Origin of the sequence: Saccharothrix violaceirubra (assembly GCF_014203755.1) — a bacterium.
GTDB classification, from domain to species: Bacteria; Actinomycetota; Actinomycetes; order Mycobacteriales; family Pseudonocardiaceae; genus Actinosynnema; species Actinosynnema violaceirubrum.
In genome coordinates this window covers 5,049,275-5,068,615 of the sequence record NZ_JACHJS010000001.1, presented here as the reverse complement: position 1 = coordinate 5,068,615, position 19,341 = coordinate 5,049,275, and the positions used below count along the sequence as shown (strand labels likewise).

Here is a 19,341-nt window from a genome sequence, read left to right as displayed (position 1 = left end):
GACGGCGGACCGGACGTGCTCGGATGACCGTGCTCAGATGACCGTGCTCGAACGATCGTGCTCGAACGATCGTGCTCGGATGACGACTCCCGAACGGTGGTGACAGCGGGTGTCCGGAGATCGGGAACCCCTGGGCCGAATGTGGGGTACCGACCGTACGACCGGTGACGTCGTGTCGTGGCCGGATGGTCCGGCGGTCGCAGTGTCGTCGTCCATTCGACCGGAGAGTTGGTCGAGGACGGCGGCACCGCGACCGCCATCGCCAGGAATTCGGATCTGAAAGACCCGACCCGATGAGCCCCCCTCGTCGGTTCTTCCCGGGTGGTGACCCGGCCCTGGCGAAGCCCCTGCTGCTTGGTGTCGGAGGTCCGGCGGAACCACCGACACGATCAGGTTGGCAGAGGGTCCTTACAAGTCGCTGAACAACTCTGCCGGTTCGGTCGGCGGGGCGGCTGGCGTGCGCCGACGGTACCGCAGGCGATCCGGTCGCGGTCGGTGCGGTCCGCGTCGGCGGTGGCCCCGGAGGTCGGGGCCGCGCACGTCGCGAAGGCCCTGACCGGCTTGGTGAAAATCATTCAAGTGAATGTCCGGAAATTCCCTGCTGGTGTGGTGGAAAATGTCGGAAAAATGGCCGGCATATCGTCCGGGGTGTGATTGGACTCAAGATCGCCACTCTTTCGGACGTATTGCGCGCTATCGGTGATAGCTAGACTCGTCGCCGCGAAGCACACGATTAAGCGACCATGGGGGAAGGGTTGCGAAGTGACTCATGACCCCGTCCTCCCGGGCTGGTCGATTTCCGCCGGCGCGGCCGTGCGGTACGACATCGTGTTCGCGGACGACGTCTTCGACACCGTGAACGGGTCGTTGGCCGCGCTGTCGGTGGCCGCCTACCCCGCGACGACGCGTCGGTTCGTCGTCGTCGACGCGAACGTGGACCGGCTGCACGGCGCGCGCCTGCGCGCCTACCTCGACCACCACGGGATCAGCGACGACCCGTTCGTCCTCGAGACCTCGGAGGAGACGAAGACCCTCGACACCGTGGTGCGGGTGGCCGACGCCCTCGACGCGCACGGCGTCGACCGCCGGCAGCCCGTGCTCGCGATCGGCGGCGGCGTGCTGCTCGACGTCGTCGGCCTGACCGCGAGCCTGTACCGGCGCGGCACGCCCTACCTGCGCGTGCCGACGACCGTCGTCGGTCTGGTCGACGCCGGGGTCGGCGCGAAGACCGGCGTGAACCACGGCGGGCACAAGAACCTGTTCGGCGCCTACCACCCGCCCGTGGCCGCCCTGCTGGATCGGCGACTGCTGGCCACGCTCGACCGGCGGCACGTCGTCAACGGGCTCGCCGAGATCCTCAAGATCGCGCTGATCCGCGATCGCGATCTGTTCGAGTTGATCGCCGCGCGCGGCGGTGCCTTGGTCGACGAGAGGTTGCAGGGCGACGACGACCTGGAGGTGTTGACGCGCGCCGTCGGCGGGATGCTCGACGAGCTGCGCGACAACCTGTGGGAGAAGCGGCTCGCGCGGCTGGTCGACTACGGGCACTCGATCAGCCCGGCGTTGGAGATGAAGGCGTTGCCCGCGTTGCTGCACGGCGAGGCGGTGGCCGTCGACATGGCGTTGTCCACGGTCGTCGCGGCCCGGCGTGGCCTGCTCGAACCGCGCGATCGCGACCGCGTGCTCGACGTGCTGCGCGCGGTCGGCCTGCCGTTGACGCACGAGGCGCTGGACTCGGACCTGCTGCGCGCCGGTCTCGCCGCGACGACCCGGCACCGCGGCGGTCGGCAGCGGATGCCGCTGCCGACCGGCATCGGCTCGGCCCGGTTCTGCGACGACGTCACCGAGGGGGAGTTGGCCGTGGCCGCGAAGGAACTCGGGGACTACCGGTGAGCGGGCTGATCGTCGCCGACACCGCGTCCGCCGCCGACGTGTACGACGTGCACGGCGCGTCCGGCCGGTCGGCGTGGAAGTGCTTCGCGCGCCGCACCTGGTTGCACGGCGACTGGGAAGCCGTGGAGTGGGCACGGATTCCGCCCGGCGGCATGAGCGGCGAGCACGTCCACACCCGGACCGAGGAGGTCTACCTGATCCTGTCCGGCCGGGGCCAGATCCTGCTGGACGGGGTGGCCACCGAGGTGGGACCGGGTGACGTGGTGCTGACCGGGTTGGGCACCCGGCACGGGTTGCGCGCGTCCGCCGACGAGGGCGTGACGTGGTTGGTGATCGAGATCCTCGGCCCGACGACCGCCGCGGTCCTGCGCGGGGGTGCGTCGTGAACTCGGGTGTGTTCCATCTCGGCGAGCCCGGCGAACTCGATCCGCGGCAGGTGCTGACCGGGCCGCTGCGGGCGCTGCGCCGGGTGCGGTTGGCGGCCGGGGAATCGGCGGTGTTGGACGCGCCCGACGCGGAGTTCAGCCTGTTCGTGCTTTCGGGCGACGGCACGGTGACGACCGGCGACGCGCAAGTGCCACTGCGCGAAGGGGTTTCGGTGACCGCGCCCCTGCACACCCGGCCGCGGATCACCGCGGGCGCGGGGCTGGACTACTTCCTGGTCGAACTCGCCGTTCCCGATCCGGCACCTGTCCCCGGCGCCGGGCCGGTCGCGGACGAGGGGGCGACTGTCGAAGCGGACCGGAAGTCCGGGCCGGTGTCGGGTCGGGCGGTCGACGAGGCAGCCGGGTCGCCGACCGGTCCGGACTCCGGCCGGGTGCGGGGCCGGGAGGCCGGGTCGGTGTCGGACCCGGAGGCCGATACGGCGTTCGGGCATCCGTCGGGTTCGGCTGGGCGGGTAGCGGGCACGCACGCTGCGCGGGCAGCAGGCGGTGTGGTCGAGCCCGTGTCGGGTCGGCCGGCTGTGCGGGGGTCTGGCGGGGCACCCGGGCTGTCGGCCGATCCGGACTCCGGGCAGGTGCGCGGTGAGGGTGCCGGGCCGGTCCGGGGTGACGGCGTCGGGTCGGTGTCGGGGCGCGTGGTCGGATGGGCAGCCGACCGGGGTGCCGGGCCGGGTGGGGGCGGGCCGTGATCGTCACCGCTTTCGTCGACCCGTCCCGCACCGGTGAGGTGGCGTGGCGGTGCCTGGCGCGGCGCGGCATGGTGCACAGCGAGTGCGAGGCCGTCGACCTGGTGAGTCTGCCGCCCGGCTCGACGTTCGCACCTCCCGGGCGCGACGGTGTCGAGTCGGCCTGGTTCGTGGTGCGCGGCAGCGGTTCGGCGGACGGCCTTCCGGTCCGCACGGGCGACGTCGTGCTCGCCGCGACCCCTACCCGGTTGGCCGCCGGCTCCGCCGGGCTCGACGTGTTGTGGGTCGCGGTGCTGCCCGCCGCCGTGTCCGCCCTTCTGCCGCGACGATCGCCGGTGGCGCCATGACCGACCCCTGGCCGCGCGGCACCATGCCGGCGGTGCTGCTCACGGCACCCGGCCGGGTCGAGCGCGGCGAGGTGCCCATCCCCGACCCCGTGCCGGGCGAGGTGCTCGTCCGCACCCGGTACGTCGGGTTGTGCGGCACGGACCTGGAACTGTTGCACGGCAAGGCGACCTACGTGCGCGACGGCCGCACGACGTTCCCGCACGTGCCCGGCCACGAGTGGTGGGGCGAGGTGGTCGCGGCCGACACCGGGTTCGTGCCCGGTGACGCCGTCGTCGGCCACACCATGGTCACGTGCGGCACCTGCGCGCGGTGTGCCGTCGGCCGTCGGCAGCAGTGCCTGCGCATGGCCGAGGTCGGCCTGTACGGGCGGGCCGGTGCGGCGGCCGAGTACGTCCGCGTGCCCGCGCACGCCCTGACCCGGCTGCCGGGCGCGTTGACCGTGCCCAGTGCCGTGCTGGTGGAACCGGCCGTGACCGTGGTCGAGGCGTTGACGCGGGCCGGCTGCCGGGCGGGCGAACGGGTCGCGGTCGTGGGCACCGGCACGATCGGCCTGCTGGCCGTGCAGTTGGCGGCGTGGCGCGAGGCGCAGGTGGTGGCCGTCGGCGTCGACCCGGCCGGGCTGGCGTTGGCCCGGCGGTGCGGTGCCGCCGAGGCCGTGGGCGTCGCCGAGGCGCCCGGCCGGTCCTTCGACCTGGTGGTCGAGGCATCCGGCGGGATCGACGCGTTCGGCACGGCGGTGCGGCTGACCGAGGACGGCGGCCGGATCGCGGTGGTCGGCGTGTCCGGCGCGGCCGAACCGGTGGTCGCGGGCGACCTGGTGTTGCGCGGCATCACGGTGTACGGCATCCAGCACGGGCTCGACCACTACACGGAGACCGTGGCGCTGTTCGCGGGCGGCGTGTTCGACGGCGGTCCGCTGGTCGCCGCCGTCCTGCCCGCGTACGACCCCGGCCGCGCGTTCGACCTGCTGGAGCACGGCCGCACCGGGCCGCCCAAGGTGATCCTGGGAGCCCAGTGGTGACCGGAGTCCGGCGTGCCGCCGACCCGACCGGTCGGCCGATCGGGTCGGCGGCCGGCCTGGTCACGGTGCTCGACCTCGACGTGGACCTGGTGCCGGACGGCGAGTCCGCGGTCGCGGTGCTCTCCGGGTCCATCGTCCACAGTGGACTTGAACTCGAGGTCGGCGAAGGGGTCTACTGCCCGGGACGCGTGTCCCCGGCGGCACCCGGCACGAGGGTGCTGGTCGTCGGCTCGCCCGGACCGCCGGGAACACCGGCGGTGTGGACGCGTGGGTCCGGTTCCGCCGGCGACCTGGTCCTGGCCGAGGGCGGCGGGTTCGTCGACATGGCCGTGCGGTGGCTGGTCACCGACGACACCGTCGGCGCACGCGGGATCGTCGTCGCCACCTCGGTGTTCCGGCCGGGCGGCCACCACAGGACGCACCGGCACCCGAACGCGGCCGAGTTCTTCCTCGTGCTGTCCGGCGGCGGACTGCACCTCGCCCCGGACGGGCCGATCCGGGTCGGACCCGGCGACCTGGTGTTCGTGCCGGCCGACGAGCCGCACGGGTTCCGCACCGACCCGGGCACGGTGACCACGACCCTCTACGGCTACCTGGGCGTCGGGAGTCTCGACCAGGCCGGGTACGCGGTCGACGAAGGCGGTGACGGGCGATGACCCGACGGCGGGCCGTGGTGACCGGCGCCAGTTCCGGCATCGGACGGGCCACGGCGGTGGTACTGGCCCGCGAGGGGTTCGACGTCGCGATCGGGTACCGGGTCGACGCGGACGCGGCCGGGCGGACCGCGGCCGAGGTCGGGGACGCGGGTGGTCGTGCCGTGACGTTCACGCTCGACCACACCGACCCCGGCGGCGCCGCGTCGGCGGTCGACCGGGCGGCGGACGAACTCGGCGGCGTGGACGTCTTCGTGAACAACGCGGGCGTCAACCGGCGTGCGGCGTTCCTCGACGAGACGCTCGACGGCTGGACCCGCCTGCTGGCCGTCGACCTGACCGGGCCGTTCGCGTGCGCGCAGGCGATGGCCCGGCGACTGGTCGCGCAGGGCACCGGCGGGCGGATCGTCAACGTCACCTCGGTGCACGAGCGGATCCCGATCGACGGCGGGTCGGCGTACTGCGCGGCCAAGGGCGGCCTGCTGATGCTGACCCGCGTGATGGCACTGGAACTCGCGCCGTACGGCATCACGGTCAACGCGGTCGCGCCCGGCGAAACCGCGACGCCCATGAACGGCGTGCCGGAGCACCTTGACGCGGGCGAGATCGACCGCCCGATGATCCCGGTCGGCCGACCGGGTCGGGCCGCCGAGGTCGCGGCGCTGGTCGGGCACCTGGCGAGCGAGGCGGCGGCCTACATCACCGGGTCGACGCTGCACATCGACGGCGGGCTCGCGCTGATGGGCGCGATTCCCAACCAGGCGTACGCGGGACGGACGTGACCGGGTGCGGCCGGGCGGGAGAGAACGTCGCGGGGTGGTGTGGCGACTCGCTCGCGCGGCGGATCGAGGCCGGCGCCAGTCGACTTGCCGGGGCGTGCCGAGTGCGACGTCGAGGTCGGTCGGCTCGGGTGGGGCGGTCGGACCGGAGGGCCGGCACGACGAGGGGCACCGACCTGGGACGTGGGCTGCGAGGGGTGGACGGCAAGACGGGTGGTCGACTCGGCGGGCCGGGTGTGGCAGGAGTCGCCGGACCGGCGGTGGACGGGCGTGACAGGACCGGACGGCACAACGGGCGGCCGGGTCGGTGTGATCCGGGCGGAAGGGGAGTGACCGGGGTGGGCGGTATTCCGGGGGCGCAGGCGGTGCACCACTTCGCCTGCACGGTGCCCGATCTCGACCAGGCGGTGGACTTCTTCGTCGACGTGGTCGGTGCCGAGTTGGCCTACCGGCTCGGCCCGGTGCACGACCCGGGCGGGGACTGGATGGCGCGCAAGCTCGGTGTCGACGCCGCGGCCGTGGCGCACATCGCGATGCTGCGGCTCGGGCCGGTCACCAACCTCGAACTGTTCGAGTACTCCGCACGCGACCAGCGCAAAGCCTTGCCGCGCAACAGCGACTGGGGCGGGCACCACCTCGCCATCCACGTGGCCGACGTCGACGTGGCCGCCGCGTACCTGCGCGAACAGCCCGGCGTGACCGTGTTCGGCGACCCGGAGACGCTCACCGACGGTCCGATCGCGGGCGACCGCTGGGTGTACTTCACGACGCCGTGGGGCATGCAGTTGGAGTTGATCAACCTGCCCGCCGGGCTGCCGTTCGAGCGGGACACCCCGGCCCGGCTGTACGCGCCGGACGCGCCCTGGCGGAACCGGTAGCGTGGCCGGGCGGATCGCCGCGTTCGTGCGGCTGAGCAGGCCGCGGTTCCTGGTGGAGAGCCAGTTGACCGTCACGGTCGGCGTCGGCGCGGCCGTGTCCGCCGGGCACGGCTTCGCGTTCGGGACGTGGCTGCTGGTCCAGGCGACGGTCGCCCTGACCCACCTGATGACCCACTACTGCAACGAGTACTTCGACCTCGCCGCCGACCGTGCGCACACCGCGCCCAACCGGTGGACCGGCGGCAGCCAGGTGCTGGTGTCCGGCGCGCTGCGGCCCGAGGTGAGCCTGTCGGCGGCGTTCGTGCTGCTGTTCGTGGTGCTGGGGCTGACGGTCGCGATGCCCACGCCCGCGCAACGGCTCATCGCGCTGGCCGCCATCGCGGTGGCCTGGTTCTACACGGCGCCGCCGGTCAAGCTGAACCACCGGGGGCTCGGCGAGATCGCCACGGCGGCCTCGCTCGCGGTGTTCTGCCCGGTGCTGACCGGGGTGTCGCTGACCGGTGGCGTGCCCGCGTCGCTGGTCGCGGTGGCGATCCCGCTCATGCTGGTGATGACCGCGCGGATGACCGTGATGAACTTCTGCGACCGGGAATCCGACCTGGTGGCCGGCAAGCGCACGCTGCCGAACACGCTGGGCGCCCGCCGCGCGGCCCTGCTGTTCGCCGGACTCCAGGCCGCCGCCTACACGTCGGTGCTGGTGACGACGCTGGTCGGCGTGCTGCCGCTCGCGGTCGGCGTCGGCCTGCTGATCACCGCGCCCGGCGGCTACGTGCTCGCGGTGCGCCTGCGCCGCGACCCGCCGTCGCCCGATGCCCCCGACCGCGCCACGGCGACCGCCCACCTGGCCACCACGCACGCCGCCGCGACCGGGATCGTCGCGGTGCTCGGCTTCGTGGTGGCCGCCGCGGTCGAGCACGGGTTCACGCCGTCGGTGTGGGCGTGCGTGGTGTTGTTCGCGTTGTACGTGGTGCCCGCGTCAGGCGTGCAGGTGCTCGACGCACTGCGCCGGAGGAGGTCCGCGTGAACCCCTCGGAGGCAGGACCCCGCGGCGGGACTCCCCGCACCGGCCGTCCACCCGGCGCCCGACGTCGGAGGTGGTCCGCGTGACCCCGCCCGTCCTGGACACCCGCGCCGACGTCGACCCCCTCCTGCCCGGCATCGCGTTCGGGATCGTCGGGGTCTGCACGCTGCTGGTCTACCTGCTCGCGATCCGCCGCGGCTTCCTCGACCGGCGGTCCACGCTGCCGGTCTTCGCGGCCTGCGCCAACGTCTCCTGGGAGATCACGTACGCGTTCGTGTACCCGGTGGACTCCGAGCTGCGGGTCGTCCTCTACTTCTGGCTGCCGTTGAACCTCGTGCTGCTGTGGCAGGCGCTCCGCTTCGGACGGCAGGACTTCCCGGGCCTGTCCCGTCCGGCGTTCGCCGCCATGACCGCGGGCTGGTCCGTCTTCGCGTTCGCCTTCATGGTGCTGGCCACCCGCGAGTTCGGCGACCGGGACGGCTCCTACACCACGGTGTTCGTCGTCGTGCTCATGGAAGCGCTCTTCCTGACGACGTTGCGCGTGCGCGGGTCCACGGTCGGCCAGACGATGTACATCGCACTGCTCAAAACGGTGATCGACGCGTCCGGCGCGGTCGGGTTGGTGCTGCTCTACCCCGACCGTCGGCTGCTGCACCTGATGGTCGCGGCCGAGATCGTGCTCGACGTCGCCTACGCCGTGCTCCTGCACCGGAGATTCCGCGCCGAGGGCGCGAACCCCTGGCGGAAGGTCTGAGGATGACCACGAGAGCCGTAGTCCTGGGAGGCGGGGTGGCCGGGCTGCTGGCCGCCGCCGCGCTCGCCCACCACGTCGACACCGTGACGGTCGTGGAACGCGACCGCGTCGACTCCGGTCCACGCCCCGGCGTGCCGCAGGGCCGGCACGCGCACCTGTTGCTGGACCGGGGTTTCCGGGCCGTCGTCGACCTGCTGCCCGGTGTGGACGCCGCGCTGAAGACGGCCGGTGCGCGTCGCCTGCGCATGCCGTACGACGTGCTGACCCGCACGCCGTCGGGGTGGCTGCCGCGCGTGGAGCACGACCGGTACCTGGTCGCGTGTCGGCGGCCGACCCTCGAAACCGTTTTGCGCCACCAGGTCCTGCTGGTCGGCGAGGTGAAGCTGATGACCGGCGCGGACGCCGTCGGTCTCGTCGGCGACGCGGACCGGGTGACCGCCGCGCTGGTCCGCGACCGGGACACCGGCGAGACCCGGCCGCTGCCCGCCGACGTCGTGGTGGACGCGACCGGCGTGTCGTCGCGGGCCGACCGGTGGCTGGTCGACCTCGGGCTGCCCCCGGTGCGCGAGGTCGAGGTCGACGCGGGCATCCGGTACGCCACCGGCGAGTTCCGCGCGCCGTTCGGCGACGACTTCCCGGCCGTGGTCGTGCAGTCGGACCCGAACGGTCCGGCGTGCGGTGGCGTCGTGCTGCCGGTGGACGACGACCGGTGGCTGGTCAGCCTCGCCGGGTTGCGCGGCCGGGTGCCGCCGACCGACCTCGACGGGTTCACGGCGTTCGCGGCCGGGATGCGGCACCCGATCATCGCGGACCTGATCGCCGCTTCGCGCCCGCTCGGCACGCTGCGCGGGTACGGTGCGCCGCCGGCCCGGCTGCGTCACTACGACCGCGTGGCGCGCTGGCCCGAGGGGTTCGTGGTGGTCGGCGACGCGGTCGCGACGTTCAACCCGGTCTACGGGCACGGCATGACGGTCGCCGCGCTCGACGCGGTGGCGTTGCGCGACAACCTGCGCGACCACGGCCCGGACACGCGGACCGCACGCCGGGCGATCGCCCGGGTCACCGCGCCCGCGTGGGCGCTGGCCACCGGCCAGGACCTGCGCTACCCGGGCACGTTCGCGCCGCCGCGCACCCTCGGCGACCGGGTCGGTGCCTGGTACGCGGACCGGCTGGGCGCGGCGGCCGTCGTCGACCCGGATCTGGCGCTGGCGATGCTCGACGCGTACACGCTGAACGCGCCGCTCGGTGGCCTGCTGCGCCCGGCGGTGCTGGGGCACGTGATGTCCGCCGTGCTCACCGGTCGACCCGCCGACGAGCCGCCGCTGACGGATCAGGAGCGGGAGTCGTTCTCTTCGCCGCTGAGGTGAGTGTGTCGGTGGTTCTTCGCCTGCGTGCCGGGCACGCCGCTCGCCGCGTCGGGGCAGGTGGTGTCGGCGACTCTTGTCGCCCGACCGCTGACGAGCTGTTGCCGACGGATCGGGAGTGGCAGTCGCTCCGGCCGCCGTCAGGGTGGGCGTGTCGGTAGGCGGACTTGTGCACTATCCACATGCCTTGTCCTGTCCACGGTGGGCTGACTCGGTGCGGCTCTGCTCCTGTCACGGTTCCCATGCGGTCGGATTGCCGGGAGGCTCAGCGTTGCAGCGTGACGTCTCGGAGTTCGCGAACCAGGTGGGAAGCGAGGACCCAGGAAAGTGCGGGGTCGTCGAACGTGGCGATGGTGGGTTTCCATGCCCGCATGCCGTTGGGTGAGGCGACGTGGAGTGCGCCGTGGACTCCGACGATGGGTGCGTTTCGTACGCGGACCACGGCGTGGCCGCGTCGCAGTGCGGGGCACAGGCGGGTGGAGAGTGTGAGGCAGTCGGCGCAGACGGGCGGTTCGGTGCAGGCCATGCCTTCGGGCCAGTCGGCCCAGTCGGTCCGATTGTCGGGTAGTGCGAAGAGGGTGCCGTCCGGGTCGGTGTCGGCGGGGTGGGCGCAGACCTGGCAGAGGAGTTTGCGCATCGCGCGGCGTTGGCGGGGTGAGTGGACGACGCCGAACAGGGGCTTTCCCTGGCCCCGGGCGAGCGGAACACGTCGCCAGAGGACACCGTCGCGGTCGCGGTCGCGGGGACGTTCGTCGCGGTATCCGATGCCGGTGTTTCCGGGCAGGGCGACCAGGTCGTGGGGTTCGGTCTGTTCGGCGGACCATGCGGTGATGTAGGGGACGTGGAGCGTACGTGAGTGGGTGTCGGTCACTGTGGTGGTCACTTTGTCGAATTTTCTGGGAGGTTGACGACGTGGCCGTGTGACCCACTACCGGGTTTGGGCCGCGTCATGGGCCGGACCTTTTCGACAACCTCGAACAGGTCGGTGAAGTCCAGGGGGTGGAGTGCGGTCAGGGCTCCGGCGATGAAGGCCGCTCCGGGTCGGAGTTCGCCGGCGAGGACGCGGGTGACGGTCGACCGGTGGACGCCCATGGCCTTGGATCGGGCGCAGTCGGAGCGCAGACCCGCGAGGGTGGCCGCTTTGGTGAAGTCGCCCGATCGCAGGCGGACGGTGTATCTCATGGTCGTCCCGTCGTGTCGTGGTGGTGGACGAGTTCGAGTGCGGCCGGGCAGTAGACGGTTCGGCCGTATTGGGTGGTGCCGTGGGGAAGGAGGATTCCGGCGTCGCGGAACGCCGTGATCGTGTTGACGGCGGTGCGTGAGGTCGTGTTGTGGCGGTGCACCAGGTCCGGGCCGCTGGTGACGGGGTGTGCCACCAGGTCGGCCAGCACGCGGCGTTGGAACCTGCCGGGGTTGTGGGGAAGCCTCCCGGCGAGGCGGCCGTACAGGCCGGGAAGGGCGTCGACCAGGGCGATCTCGTGGTGGCAGGCGGCGATGATCCCTTCCGCCAGGAACCGCACGAACCCGTCCGTGCCGGCTTTCGTCGTGGCGGCGTCCGTCACTTGTCGGACGTTCTCGGCGTGGTCGGCCGGCCAGCCGATGATCGGGAGGACGGGGCGGGTGAGCAGGCCGTCGTGGACGGCGTCCTCGACCAGGCCCAGCCGTTGGGCGTGGCGGGCCGCCGGTGTGGCCTGCGGATTCAGCAGGCGCCGGACGTGGGTGAGGACCAGGGTCGTGGGCATGCCCGGCTCCGGTGCCGGGGTCGGCGACGCGGGGCCTTCAACGCCGTAGAGATACGGGCTGAGGTCGGGATCGACGTGCGTCGGGTGCGCCCGGTAGAGGGCCTGGTGCAGGAGTTCGACCAAGGCGACGGGCAGGCCGTCCAGTCGTGCGGAATCGCGGGCCTCGCGGATCATCACGGTGCGCGGCCACCGTGTGGTGAAGTCAACAAGATCCGTCCGGTGTCGGGTGCACGCGCACGGCTCAACGGCGAACGGCGTGCCGCGCACGGTCTGCCGAGGATCGACGCGGACACCCTGGCCGCGACCGTGAACCGTGCGGGGAACGCGGTCGACGAAGGCGCTGTCCGTGATGTGTTGGCGGTGTTCGGCTCCGATGATCGACTGTGGACCGAAGACCTGTTGTCACGCCTTGCGGAGCATGACGGCCGCTATGCGGGTTGGACGGGTGAGGCGTTGGCGGGCGTGCTCGCTCCGCTTGGCGTGCGGCCGGTCCAGGTCAAGATCAACGGACGTAACCGCAACGGCTACCGACGGGAGTTTTTCACCATCCGGAGCCGATCGTGAGGTCTACCGGTCGTCGCTCGGTAGGGCCTGTCGGGCACACCGGCGTAGGCGCTGACCTGCACGGTAGGCAGGTAGACCAGGATCGGGGCACCTACTGGCAACGAGCACGACGGCCACGTCCGACCGATGCGGACAGGGGTGGCGTCGTGGTGCACCTACCGAGTGAACTTCCAGTATTGGAACCGGTTTCCGCTCGCATCTTGCTTGCCTTGCTGGTCGAACAGACGACCTGCAAGGGTTGGAGCCCGACCACATGACCGAGACGATCAGCTCCCGCATGCCGACGCCGGAAGAGGTCGACATCCTGGACCTGCCGTCAGGCGAACCGGTCATGATCCTCACAAGGCACACCTTCACGAAGAACGACGTGCCCATCGAGTTCGCCCGGGGTTTCCACGCGGCGAGCCGCTTCGAGTGGACGTACAGCTTCCAGCTTCCCGACCAGTAGGACAGGGCCGATGCCTTCCAGCGCGATCCCCGCCGAGCACCGCGCCGACGTGCTGACCCTGTGGGACTACCACGACATGAAACACCAGGTGCACCCCGCCGACATCGTCATCGCCCTGGGCAGCCACGACATCGGCGTAGCCGTGCGGGCCGTCGAGCTGTACCACCACGGGACCGCGCCCCGTCTGCTCTTCACCGGAGCCAACGCCCCGACCACGATCAAGCGGTTTCCCCGTGGCGAAGCCGTGCACTATCGCGAACGCGCGTTGGACAACGGAGTCCCCGACGACGCGATCCTGATCGAGACCAAGGCCACCAACACCGCCGAGAACTTCACGCTCAGCCGGGAAGTTCTGCGGGACAACGCTATCGAAGTCCGATCAGCCGTCATCGTGTCGCGGCCGTACCAGGAACGCCGGTCCTACGCCACGTGCCGCAAGCTCTGGCCTGAACTCGAGATCACCTGTACCTCCCACCGGCCGCCGATCGACGAGTACGCGGCCGGGATCGGCGACGTGGACTTCGTGATCAGCATGCTCGTGGGGGACACCCAACGCGTCACCGTGTTCGCCGACGCCGGATACGCCATCTCCCAGGAGGTCCCCGCCGAGGTCCACGAAGCCTTCGAGCGCCTGGTCACCGCCGGGTACACCAGCAGGCTCGTCCGCTGACCCGACACGGCTCGTGTGTTCGGAGAGTCATCGCGGTGATGGGCGATGAATGCGTGCGTGCGGCCTGCTGCGCCCGTGGTGCCGGGGTGGGCCCGCCCCGATGACCCGCCGCCGACCGACCTGGAGCGGCACGCTTGCCCCACGCCGCTAAGGTGGGCCCGCCGGTGAGCCCTCCTCAGGAGCCGGGCTTGCCGCACTCTGCGCACGGCAAACCCGAACGGGGGAGTGGATGACCCGATTACGAGCCGCCGTTCTCGTCACGACGACCGCCCTGCTCGCGGCCGGGTGCGCGGCGACGCCCGCGCCCGAGACCGAGTCGAAGGACCAGCCGCCGAAAACCGGCGGCACGCTCACCTTCGCCACCGACGCCGACCCCGGCTGCCTGGACCCGCACCAGTCGCCGCTGGCCGCCTCCCAGCTCGTCACCCGCGGCGTGGTCGACTCGCTGACCGCCCAGGACCCGACCAGCCTGGAGATCAGACCGTGGCTCGCGGAGAAGTGGACCGCGAACCCCGACGCCACCGCCTTCACGTTCACCCTGCTGTCCGGGGTCACGTTCAGCGACGGCACCCCGCTCGACGCCGCCGCCGTCAAGGCCAACTTCGACCGGATCGTCGACCCGGCCACGAAATCGCTGCTCGCCGCCGGTCTGCTGGCCGGGTACGCGGGCACGACCGTCGACGACCCGCGCACGGTCACCGTCAAGTTCTCGGCGCCCAACGCGTCGTTCCCGCAGGCCGCGAGCACCGCGTTCCTGGGCATCCAGTCGCCCGCCGCGTTCGCCGCCGGACCCGAGGCCCTGTGCCGCAAGCCGGTCGGCAGTGGGCCGTTCACGGTCGGCGAGCGCGCCGCGCAGCAGGACATCACGCTCACCAAGCGCGAGAACTACGGGTGGGGTCCGGAAACCGCGAAGAACCGCGGCGCCGCCTACCTCGACCAGGTGACGATCAAGGTCGTCCCGGAGAACGGCGTGCGCACCGGCAGCGTGCGCACCGGCCAGGTCGACGCCGTCGCCAACGTCCCGCCCAAGGACGTCGACGCGCTGAAGGCCGCCGGGGTCGAGGTCGCGGCCAAGGCCCAGCCGGGCATCGCGTACTCGATCAACCTCAACGGCAACCGCGCACCGTTCACCGATGTCAAGGTGCGGCAGGCGATCGCCAAGGCCGTCGATACCGACCAACTGGTCAACGCGCTCTACCAGGGCAAGTACCCGCGTGCGAAGAGCGTGCTGACCAACGCCACGCCCGGCTATGCCGAGGTGCTGGGCACTGCGCAGTTCGACCAGGCCGGTGCGAACCGGCTGCTGGACGAGGCGGGGTGGACCCGGCAGGCCGACGGCGTCCGGGCCAAGGACGGCAATCCGCTGGCCGTCGAGTGGGCGTACGTCTCGCCCGCCCGCGAACAGCGCGACCTGCTCGCCCAGGCGGTCCAGCAGCAGCTCAAGGCCGTGGGCGTGGACGTGAAGCTCACGCCGCTGCCCGCCGGCGAAGTGGTCGCCAAGGGCGCGCGCGGCGAGTGGCAGGTCGGCGACATCAGCTTCGTCCGCGCGGACGGCGACGTGCTGCGCACGGTGCTGACCGCGCCCCGCGTCGGTGCGCCGGCCGTCGTGGCGCCCGAGGTGCCCGGCCTGCTGTCGGCCGCCGCGTCGACCGTCGACCAGGGCGTGCGCAGCACCAACTACGGCAAGGTGCAGCGGTCGATCGTCGAGCTGGCCACGTCCGTGCCGGTGTACGACCCGACGTACCTGTTGGGCACCGGCAAGGCCGTGCACGACCTCGGGTTCGACCCGCAGGGCCTGCCCGCGTTCCACCAGGCCTGGGTGTCGCGCTGAGCGGACCGACCGCGCGGCGGGCCGGCGGGTTCGTGATCCGCCGGCTCGCCGCGGCGATCCCGGTGCTCCTCGCCGTGCTCACGCTCGCGTTCCTGGCGATGCGGCTGGTGCCCGGCGACCCGGTCGAGACGATGCTGGCGGCCGGTCCGCCGCCCACGCCCGAGCAGGAACAGGCGTTGCGGCACCAGCTCGGCCTGGACCGGCCCGTGGTGGAGCAGTACCTGGACTTCCTGGCCGACGCGGCGCACGGCGACTTCGGCCGGTCCGTGCGGACCGGCGAACCGGTCGGGGACGTGATCGCCGCCGTCGCGCCCGCGAGCGTCGAGCTGGCGGTCGCGGCATTGGTCCTCGCACTGGTCTTCGGCGTGGGCATCGCCCTGCTCGGCCGGGCGACGCGCCTGCGGTGGCTGCGCGCGGTGTGCGAGGGCGTGCCGGTCGTGGCGATGTCGACGCCCGGCTACTGGGTCGCATTGGTCCTGATCGAGGTGTTCTCGTTCCGGCTGCCGCTGTTCCCGGCGTCGGGCGATCACGGGTTCGCCGCGCTGGTGTTGCCGGCGATCACCGTCGCGCTGCCCGCGATCGGCGTGTTCGCCCAGGTCCTGGGCGCGGGGCTGGCCGCGGTCGACGCCGAGGCGTTCGTGCTGACCGCACGGGCCAAGGGCGCGGGACGGTGGCGGGTGCTGCTGCGGCACGCCCTGCGCAACGCGTCCATCCCGACGATCACCCTGGTCGGTACGACGGTCGGGAACCTGCTCGCGGCGGCCGTGGTCGCCGAGACGGTGTTCGCCCGCCCCGGGCTCGGACGCGTGACGCTCACCGCCGTGACCACCCACGACCTGCCCGTGCTGCAAGGCGTCGTGGCCCTGCTCGGCCTGCTCTACGTGGTGGTGAACCTGCTGGTCGACGTCTGTTACGTGCTGGTGGACCCGCGGGTGACCGCGGACCGGATCAGGGGGTGAGGACGTGCGCCGTCCCGGTGTCGTGCTCGCGCTGCTCGTCCTGGCGGCGACGGTGGTGTGCGCCGCCGTCCCCGACCTGGTGGCCGCGGCCCGGCCGGACGCCGTCGACCCGTTCGGCGCCCTGCGCCCACCCGGCGCCGACCACCTCTTCGGCACCGACCAACTGGGCCGTGACCTGTTCGCCCGCGTCGTGCACGGCACCCGGCGCACGGTCCTGGTCGCCGGGTCGGCGTGCGTGGCCTCGCTGCTGATCGGGTCGCTGGTGGGCGTGGTGTCGGGCATGCTCGGGGGGTGGCTGGACGCGCTGCTGATGCGGGCCGTCGACGTGCTGCTGGCGTTCCCCGCCCTGCTGCTCTCGCTCACCGTGATCGGCGTGCTCGGCTCGTCGCCGGTGAACGTGGCCGTCGCGGTCGCCGTCGCGGGCGTGGCGCCCTACTGCCGGGTGGTGCGGGCGCAGGTGCTGCACGTGCGCACCCGGCCGTTCGTGGCCGCCGCCACGGTGAGCGGTGTGCGCCCGGTCGCGGTGCTCCTGCGGCACATCGTGCCGAACGCGGCCGGTCCGGTGCTGGTGCTGGCGTTGATGAGCCTGGGCGTGGCGTTGCTGGCCGCGTCGTCGTTGAGCTTCCTGGGTTTCGGCCCGCACCCGCCGGACGCGGACTGGGGGTCGTTGGCCGCGTCCGGACGGGACTACGTGGGCACGGCGTGGTGGCTGACGGCGTTCCCCGGCGCGGTCGTGGTGGCCGTGGTGTCGGCCGTGACCGCGGTGCACCGGGCGGTGACGCGGCGATGACCCCGGTGCTCGAAGTGCGCGACCTGTGCGTGTCCTACGTCGGCAGGACGGGCGTGGTCGACGCGGTGACCGGTGCGGGGTTCGTCGTCGAACGCGGCACCGCCGTCGCCCTCGTCGGCGAGTCCGGGTCGGGCAAGACGACGATCGCGCGGGCGATCACCGGCCTGTTGCCGCCGTCGGCCAGGGTGTCGGGCACGGTGGAACTCGGTGGCCGGTCGCTGGTCGGGCTGTCCGAGAAGCGGTTGCGGGCGTTGCGTGGACGCGTCGTGTCGCTGGTGCCGCAGGACCCCACGGCCGCGCTCAACCCGGTCGTGCCGGTCGGTGCGCAGGTGGCCGAGGCGTTGCTGGTGCACGACCTGGCCGGGCGACGCGAGGCGCGAGTGCTGGCGACCGCGCTGCTCACCGCGGCCGGCCTGCCCGACGCCGAGGCCCGTGCCCGGCAGTACCCCCACGAGCTGTCCGGCGGGATGCGGCAACGCGTGCTGATCGCGATGGCGTTGGCGTGCGGCCCGGAGTTGATCGTGGCCGACGAGCCGACCAGTTCGCTGGACCCGACCGTGCGCGCGCTCGTGCTCGACCACCTCGCCGCGCTGACCGAGCGGTCGGGCACCGCGCTCGTGCTGATCACGCACGACCTGGCCGTCGCCGCCCGCCGGGCCGGGCACCTGGTGGTGCTGTCCGGCGGCACGGTGGTCGAGCAGGGGCCGCCGACGCTGCTCGACGTGCCCGCGCACCCGGTCACGAAAGCCCTGGCCGCCGACGCGCCCGCGCTGAACCCGGCGCGGCTGCGCCCGTCGACCGCGACCGACGAGGTCCTGCTGGAGGTCGAGTCCCTCACCAAGGTCTACGCCGCCGCGCGGTCCGGCCGGCCGACGACCGCTGTGGAGGACGTGTCCTTCACCGTGCGCAAAGGCGAGACGGTGGCGTTGGTGGGCGAGTCCGGCGCGGGCAAGTCCACGCTCGCCCGGCTGCTGCTCCGGCTCGACGATCCCACGTCGGGACGCATCCGGTTCGCGGGTCGGGACCTGGCGGGACTGCGTAGTCGTGAGTTCCGACGCCGGATCCAGCTCGTCTTCCAGGACCCGTTCAGCAGCCTCGATCCCCGCTACACGGCCGCGGAGCTGATCGCGGAACCGTTGCGCGCCTTCGGCATCCGCGACCGGAGCGTGGCGGAGCTGGCCGACCGCGTCGCGTTGCCGCCCGCGCTGCTGCGGCGGCGACCGGCCGAGTTGTCCGGCGGCCAGTGCCAACGCGTGGCGATCGCCCGCGCCCTCGCGCCCGACCCGGACCTGGTGGTGTGCGACGAGCCCGCGTCCGCGCTCGACGTCTCCGTGCAGGCGCAGGTGTTGCGCCTGCTGGCCGACCTCCAGCAGGCTTCGGGGTTGGCCGTCGTCTTCATCTCCCACGACCTGGCCGCCGTGCGGCAGGTCGCCGACCGGGTCGCGGTGCTGCGTTCCGGACGCGTGGTCGAACTCGGCCCGGCCGACCGCGTCCTGGTCGAACCCGCACATCCCTACACCCGAACACTGTTGGAGGCAGGACCATGACCGCCGCGAGCCCGGTCGACTTCGAGACCCACGGGCCGTACGCACCCAAGCCCAAGCCGGGCGCGACCGCCCGGCCCGGACCGGCGTTCCCCCACCGGATCGCCGCCGACCGGGTCGAACCCGGTCGCTACCACCTGTACGCCGCCACGCCGTGCCCGTTCTGCCAGCGCTCGCTGATCGTGCGCGCGCTCAAGGGCCTGGAGGACGCCGTCACGGTCACCATGCTCGACCCCATGCGGGACGGTCGCGGTTGGGCGTTCCGCGAAGGACCGGGACACGGCCTCGACGAGGTCAACGGGTTCGCGTTGCTCAGCGACGCCTACAAGGCCACGGACCCGGAGTTCGACGGGCACTGGTCCGCGCCCGTGCTGTGGGACCGGCACGAGGGTCGCATCGCGACCAACGACTTCCGCACGCTCGACGTCGACCTGGCCACCGCGTTCGACGGCGTGGCGAAGAACGAGATCGACCTGTACCCGGAGAACCTGCGCGCGGACATCGACGAGCTGAACGACTTCCTGTACGAACGAGTCCACAATGGACCTTACCGGTGTGGTTTCGCGCCGACGCAGGAAGCGCACGAGAAGGAGGTGCGCGCGCTGTTCGAGGCGTTGGCCGTGGTGGAGGAACGGCTCGGCGCCCACCGCTACCTCTTCGGCGACCGGATCACCCTGTCGGACATCCGCCTCTGGGTGACGCTGGCCAGGTTCGACTCCGTCTACGTCACGCACTTCAAGGCGAACCTGCGGCGCCTGGTCGACCACCCGAACCTGTGGCGCTACGCCCGCGACCTGTACCGCCGACCGGAATTCCGGTCCACCACGGATTTCGGGCAGACCAAACGGCACTACTTCCTGACGCACCCGTGGATCAACCCGTCCGGCCTGGTCCCGGTCGGCCCCGAGGTGGACTGGGACGAGCCGGTGCGGTGAGCACCGGCCCGTCCGGCG

The 19,341-nt window shown here is 72.4% G+C and carries 22 protein-coding genes; 19 read left to right on the top strand and 3 right to left on the bottom strand.

The genetic code is table 11. The annotated features are described in order from the left end of the window. Positions 1 to 762 precede the first annotated feature (762 nt). The 11 genes from F4559_RS23100 (at position 763) to F4559_RS23050 (ending at position 9,843) form a co-directional block, all read left to right on the top strand. Positions 763 to 1,893, top strand: a complete 1,131-nt coding sequence (locus tag F4559_RS23100; RefSeq protein ID WP_184671937.1) for a sedoheptulose 7-phosphate cyclase — start codon at positions 763 to 765, stop codon at positions 1,891 to 1,893. After that, positions 1,890 to 2,279, top strand: coding sequence for a cupin domain-containing protein (locus tag F4559_RS23095; protein ID WP_184671935.1), 390 nt, complete (start codon positions 1,890 to 1,892; stop codon positions 2,277 to 2,279). The genes F4559_RS23100 and F4559_RS23095 overlap by 4 nt, the downstream gene beginning before the upstream one ends. Beyond that, positions 2,276 to 3,025, top strand: a complete 750-nt coding sequence (locus F4559_RS23090) for a hypothetical protein (protein ID WP_184671933.1) — start codon at positions 2,276 to 2,278, stop codon at positions 3,023 to 3,025. Before F4559_RS23095 ends, F4559_RS23090 begins: the two co-directional genes overlap by 4 nt. Then, on the top strand, positions 3,022 to 3,369 hold the full coding sequence (locus F4559_RS23085; RefSeq protein ID WP_184671931.1) for a cupin domain-containing protein: 348 nt from the start codon (positions 3,022 to 3,024) through the stop codon (positions 3,367 to 3,369). The genes F4559_RS23090 and F4559_RS23085 overlap by 4 nt, the downstream gene beginning before the upstream one ends. Then, the gene (locus tag F4559_RS23080; protein WP_221447353.1) at positions 3,366 to 4,391 is read left to right on the top strand and encodes a zinc-dependent alcohol dehydrogenase; all 1,026 of its coding nucleotides are present in this window, start codon (positions 3,366 to 3,368) and stop codon (positions 4,389 to 4,391) included. Before F4559_RS23085 ends, F4559_RS23080 begins: the two co-directional genes overlap by 4 nt. Then, positions 4,388 to 5,047: a cupin domain-containing protein gene (locus tag F4559_RS36530; protein WP_184671928.1), complete on the top strand. Its 660-nt coding sequence runs from the start codon at positions 4,388 to 4,390 to the stop codon at positions 5,045 to 5,047. Before F4559_RS23080 ends, F4559_RS36530 begins: the two co-directional genes overlap by 4 nt. Beyond that, on the top strand, positions 5,044 to 5,826 hold the full coding sequence (locus tag F4559_RS23070; protein WP_184671926.1) for an SDR family oxidoreductase: 783 nt from the start codon (positions 5,044 to 5,046) through the stop codon (positions 5,824 to 5,826). The genes F4559_RS36530 and F4559_RS23070 overlap by 4 nt, the downstream gene beginning before the upstream one ends. A gap of 326 nt (positions 5,827 to 6,152) precedes the next feature. Next, a complete protein-coding gene (locus tag F4559_RS23065) occupies positions 6,153 to 6,701 on the top strand; it encodes a VOC family protein (protein WP_312865783.1) in 549 nt (182 codons plus the stop codon). A 1-nt stretch (position 6,702) separates the two neighbouring features. Then, positions 6,703 to 7,725, top strand: a complete 1,023-nt coding sequence (locus F4559_RS23060) for a prenyltransferase (RefSeq protein ID WP_184671924.1) — start codon at positions 6,703 to 6,705, stop codon at positions 7,723 to 7,725. Positions 7,726 to 7,804: 79 nt separating this feature from the next. Beyond that, the gene (locus F4559_RS23055) at positions 7,805 to 8,476 is read left to right on the top strand and encodes a transmembrane-type terpene cyclase (RefSeq protein WP_184671922.1); all 672 of its coding nucleotides are present in this window, start codon (positions 7,805 to 7,807) and stop codon (positions 8,474 to 8,476) included. A gap of 2 nt (positions 8,477 to 8,478) precedes the next feature. After that, positions 8,479 to 9,843: an NAD(P)/FAD-dependent oxidoreductase gene (locus tag F4559_RS23050; protein WP_184671920.1), complete on the top strand. Its 1,365-nt coding sequence runs from the start codon at positions 8,479 to 8,481 to the stop codon at positions 9,841 to 9,843. Between the two features lie 262 nt (positions 9,844 to 10,105). Here the strand turns inward: F4559_RS23050 and F4559_RS23045 are convergent, their stop codons facing one another. The 3 genes from F4559_RS23045 to F4559_RS23035 are packed head-to-tail and all read right to left on the bottom strand — an operon-like array spanning position 10,106 to position 11,705. Next, a complete protein-coding gene (locus F4559_RS23045; RefSeq protein WP_221447352.1) occupies positions 10,106 to 10,723 on the bottom strand; it encodes a hypothetical protein in 618 nt (205 codons plus the stop codon). Further along, complete coding sequence (locus F4559_RS23040) at positions 10,720 to 11,022, bottom strand: transcriptional regulator (protein ID WP_246445317.1); 303 nt, start codon at positions 11,020 to 11,022, stop codon at positions 10,720 to 10,722. The genes F4559_RS23045 and F4559_RS23040 overlap by 4 nt, the downstream gene beginning before the upstream one ends. Then, positions 11,019 to 11,705: a Fic family protein gene (locus F4559_RS23035; protein ID WP_184671918.1), complete on the bottom strand. Its 687-nt coding sequence runs from the start codon at positions 11,703 to 11,705 to the stop codon at positions 11,019 to 11,021. Before F4559_RS23035 ends, F4559_RS23040 begins: the two co-directional genes overlap by 4 nt. Here F4559_RS23035 and F4559_RS23030 point away from each other — a divergent pair. The 8 genes from F4559_RS23030 to F4559_RS22995 all read left to right on the top strand — a co-directional run bounded on the left by F4559_RS23030 (position 11,688) and on the right by F4559_RS22995 (position 19,323). Next, positions 11,688 to 12,146 carry a hypothetical protein gene (locus F4559_RS23030; protein WP_184671916.1) on the top strand — a complete coding sequence of 153 codons (459 nt, stop codon included), beginning with the start codon at positions 11,688 to 11,690 and terminating at the stop codon, positions 12,144 to 12,146. The genes F4559_RS23035 and F4559_RS23030 overlap by 18 nt on opposite strands. A gap of 238 nt (positions 12,147 to 12,384) precedes the next feature. Continuing rightward, positions 12,385 to 12,594: a UTRA domain-containing protein gene (locus tag F4559_RS23025; RefSeq protein WP_281386349.1), complete on the top strand. Its 210-nt coding sequence runs from the start codon at positions 12,385 to 12,387 to the stop codon at positions 12,592 to 12,594. Between the two features lie 10 nt (positions 12,595 to 12,604). Next, positions 12,605 to 13,264: a YdcF family protein gene (locus F4559_RS23020; protein WP_184671912.1), complete on the top strand. Its 660-nt coding sequence runs from the start codon at positions 12,605 to 12,607 to the stop codon at positions 13,262 to 13,264. Positions 13,265 to 13,493: 229 nt separating this feature from the next. Next, entirely contained in the window at positions 13,494 to 15,095 is a 1,602-nt protein-coding gene (locus F4559_RS23015) for an ABC transporter substrate-binding protein (RefSeq protein ID WP_184671910.1), read from the top strand. Positions 15,096 to 15,127: 32 nt separating this feature from the next. Further along, on the top strand, positions 15,128 to 16,054 hold the full coding sequence (locus F4559_RS23010; protein WP_312865782.1) for an ABC transporter permease: 927 nt from the start codon (positions 15,128 to 15,130) through the stop codon (positions 16,052 to 16,054). Positions 16,055 to 16,058: 4 nt separating this feature from the next. Continuing rightward, positions 16,059 to 16,844 carry an ABC transporter permease gene (locus F4559_RS23005; RefSeq protein WP_184671908.1) on the top strand — a complete coding sequence of 262 codons (786 nt, stop codon included), beginning with the start codon at positions 16,059 to 16,061 and terminating at the stop codon, positions 16,842 to 16,844. Further along, positions 16,841 to 18,391 carry a dipeptide ABC transporter ATP-binding protein gene (locus tag F4559_RS23000; protein ID WP_184671906.1) on the top strand — a complete coding sequence of 517 codons (1,551 nt, stop codon included), beginning with the start codon at positions 16,841 to 16,843 and terminating at the stop codon, positions 18,389 to 18,391. The genes F4559_RS23005 and F4559_RS23000 overlap by 4 nt, the downstream gene beginning before the upstream one ends. Next, entirely contained in the window at positions 18,388 to 19,323 is a 936-nt protein-coding gene (locus F4559_RS22995; RefSeq protein ID WP_184671904.1) for a glutathione S-transferase family protein, read from the top strand. The genes F4559_RS23000 and F4559_RS22995 overlap by 4 nt, the downstream gene beginning before the upstream one ends. The last annotated feature ends 18 nt before the right edge of the window (positions 19,324 to 19,341 follow it).

Excerpts from the sequence above, each read along its gene's own strand:
- F4559_RS23080 (WP_221447353.1), top strand. The coding sequence starts at position 3,366 with ATGACCGACCCCTGGCCGCGCGGCACCATGCCGGCGGTGCTGCTCACG.
- F4559_RS23050 (WP_184671920.1), top strand. The coding sequence starts at position 8,479 with ATGACCACGAGAGCCGTAGTCCTGGGAGGCGGGGTGGCCGGGCTGCTG.
- F4559_RS23020 (WP_184671912.1), top strand. The coding sequence starts at position 12,605 with ATGCCTTCCAGCGCGATCCCCGCCGAGCACCGCGCCGACGTGCTGACC.
- F4559_RS23040 (WP_246445317.1), bottom strand. The coding sequence starts at position 11,022 with ATGAGATACACCGTCCGCCTGCGATCGGGCGACTTCACCAAAGCGGCC.
- F4559_RS23070 (WP_184671926.1), top strand. The coding sequence starts at position 5,044 with ATGACCCGACGGCGGGCCGTGGTGACCGGCGCCAGTTCCGGCATCGGA.
- F4559_RS23000 (WP_184671906.1), top strand. The coding sequence starts at position 16,841 with ATGACCCCGGTGCTCGAAGTGCGCGACCTGTGCGTGTCCTACGTCGGC.
- F4559_RS23015 (WP_184671910.1), top strand. The coding sequence starts at position 13,494 with ATGACCCGATTACGAGCCGCCGTTCTCGTCACGACGACCGCCCTGCTC.
- F4559_RS22995 (WP_184671904.1), top strand. The coding sequence starts at position 18,388 with ATGACCGCCGCGAGCCCGGTCGACTTCGAGACCCACGGGCCGTACGCA.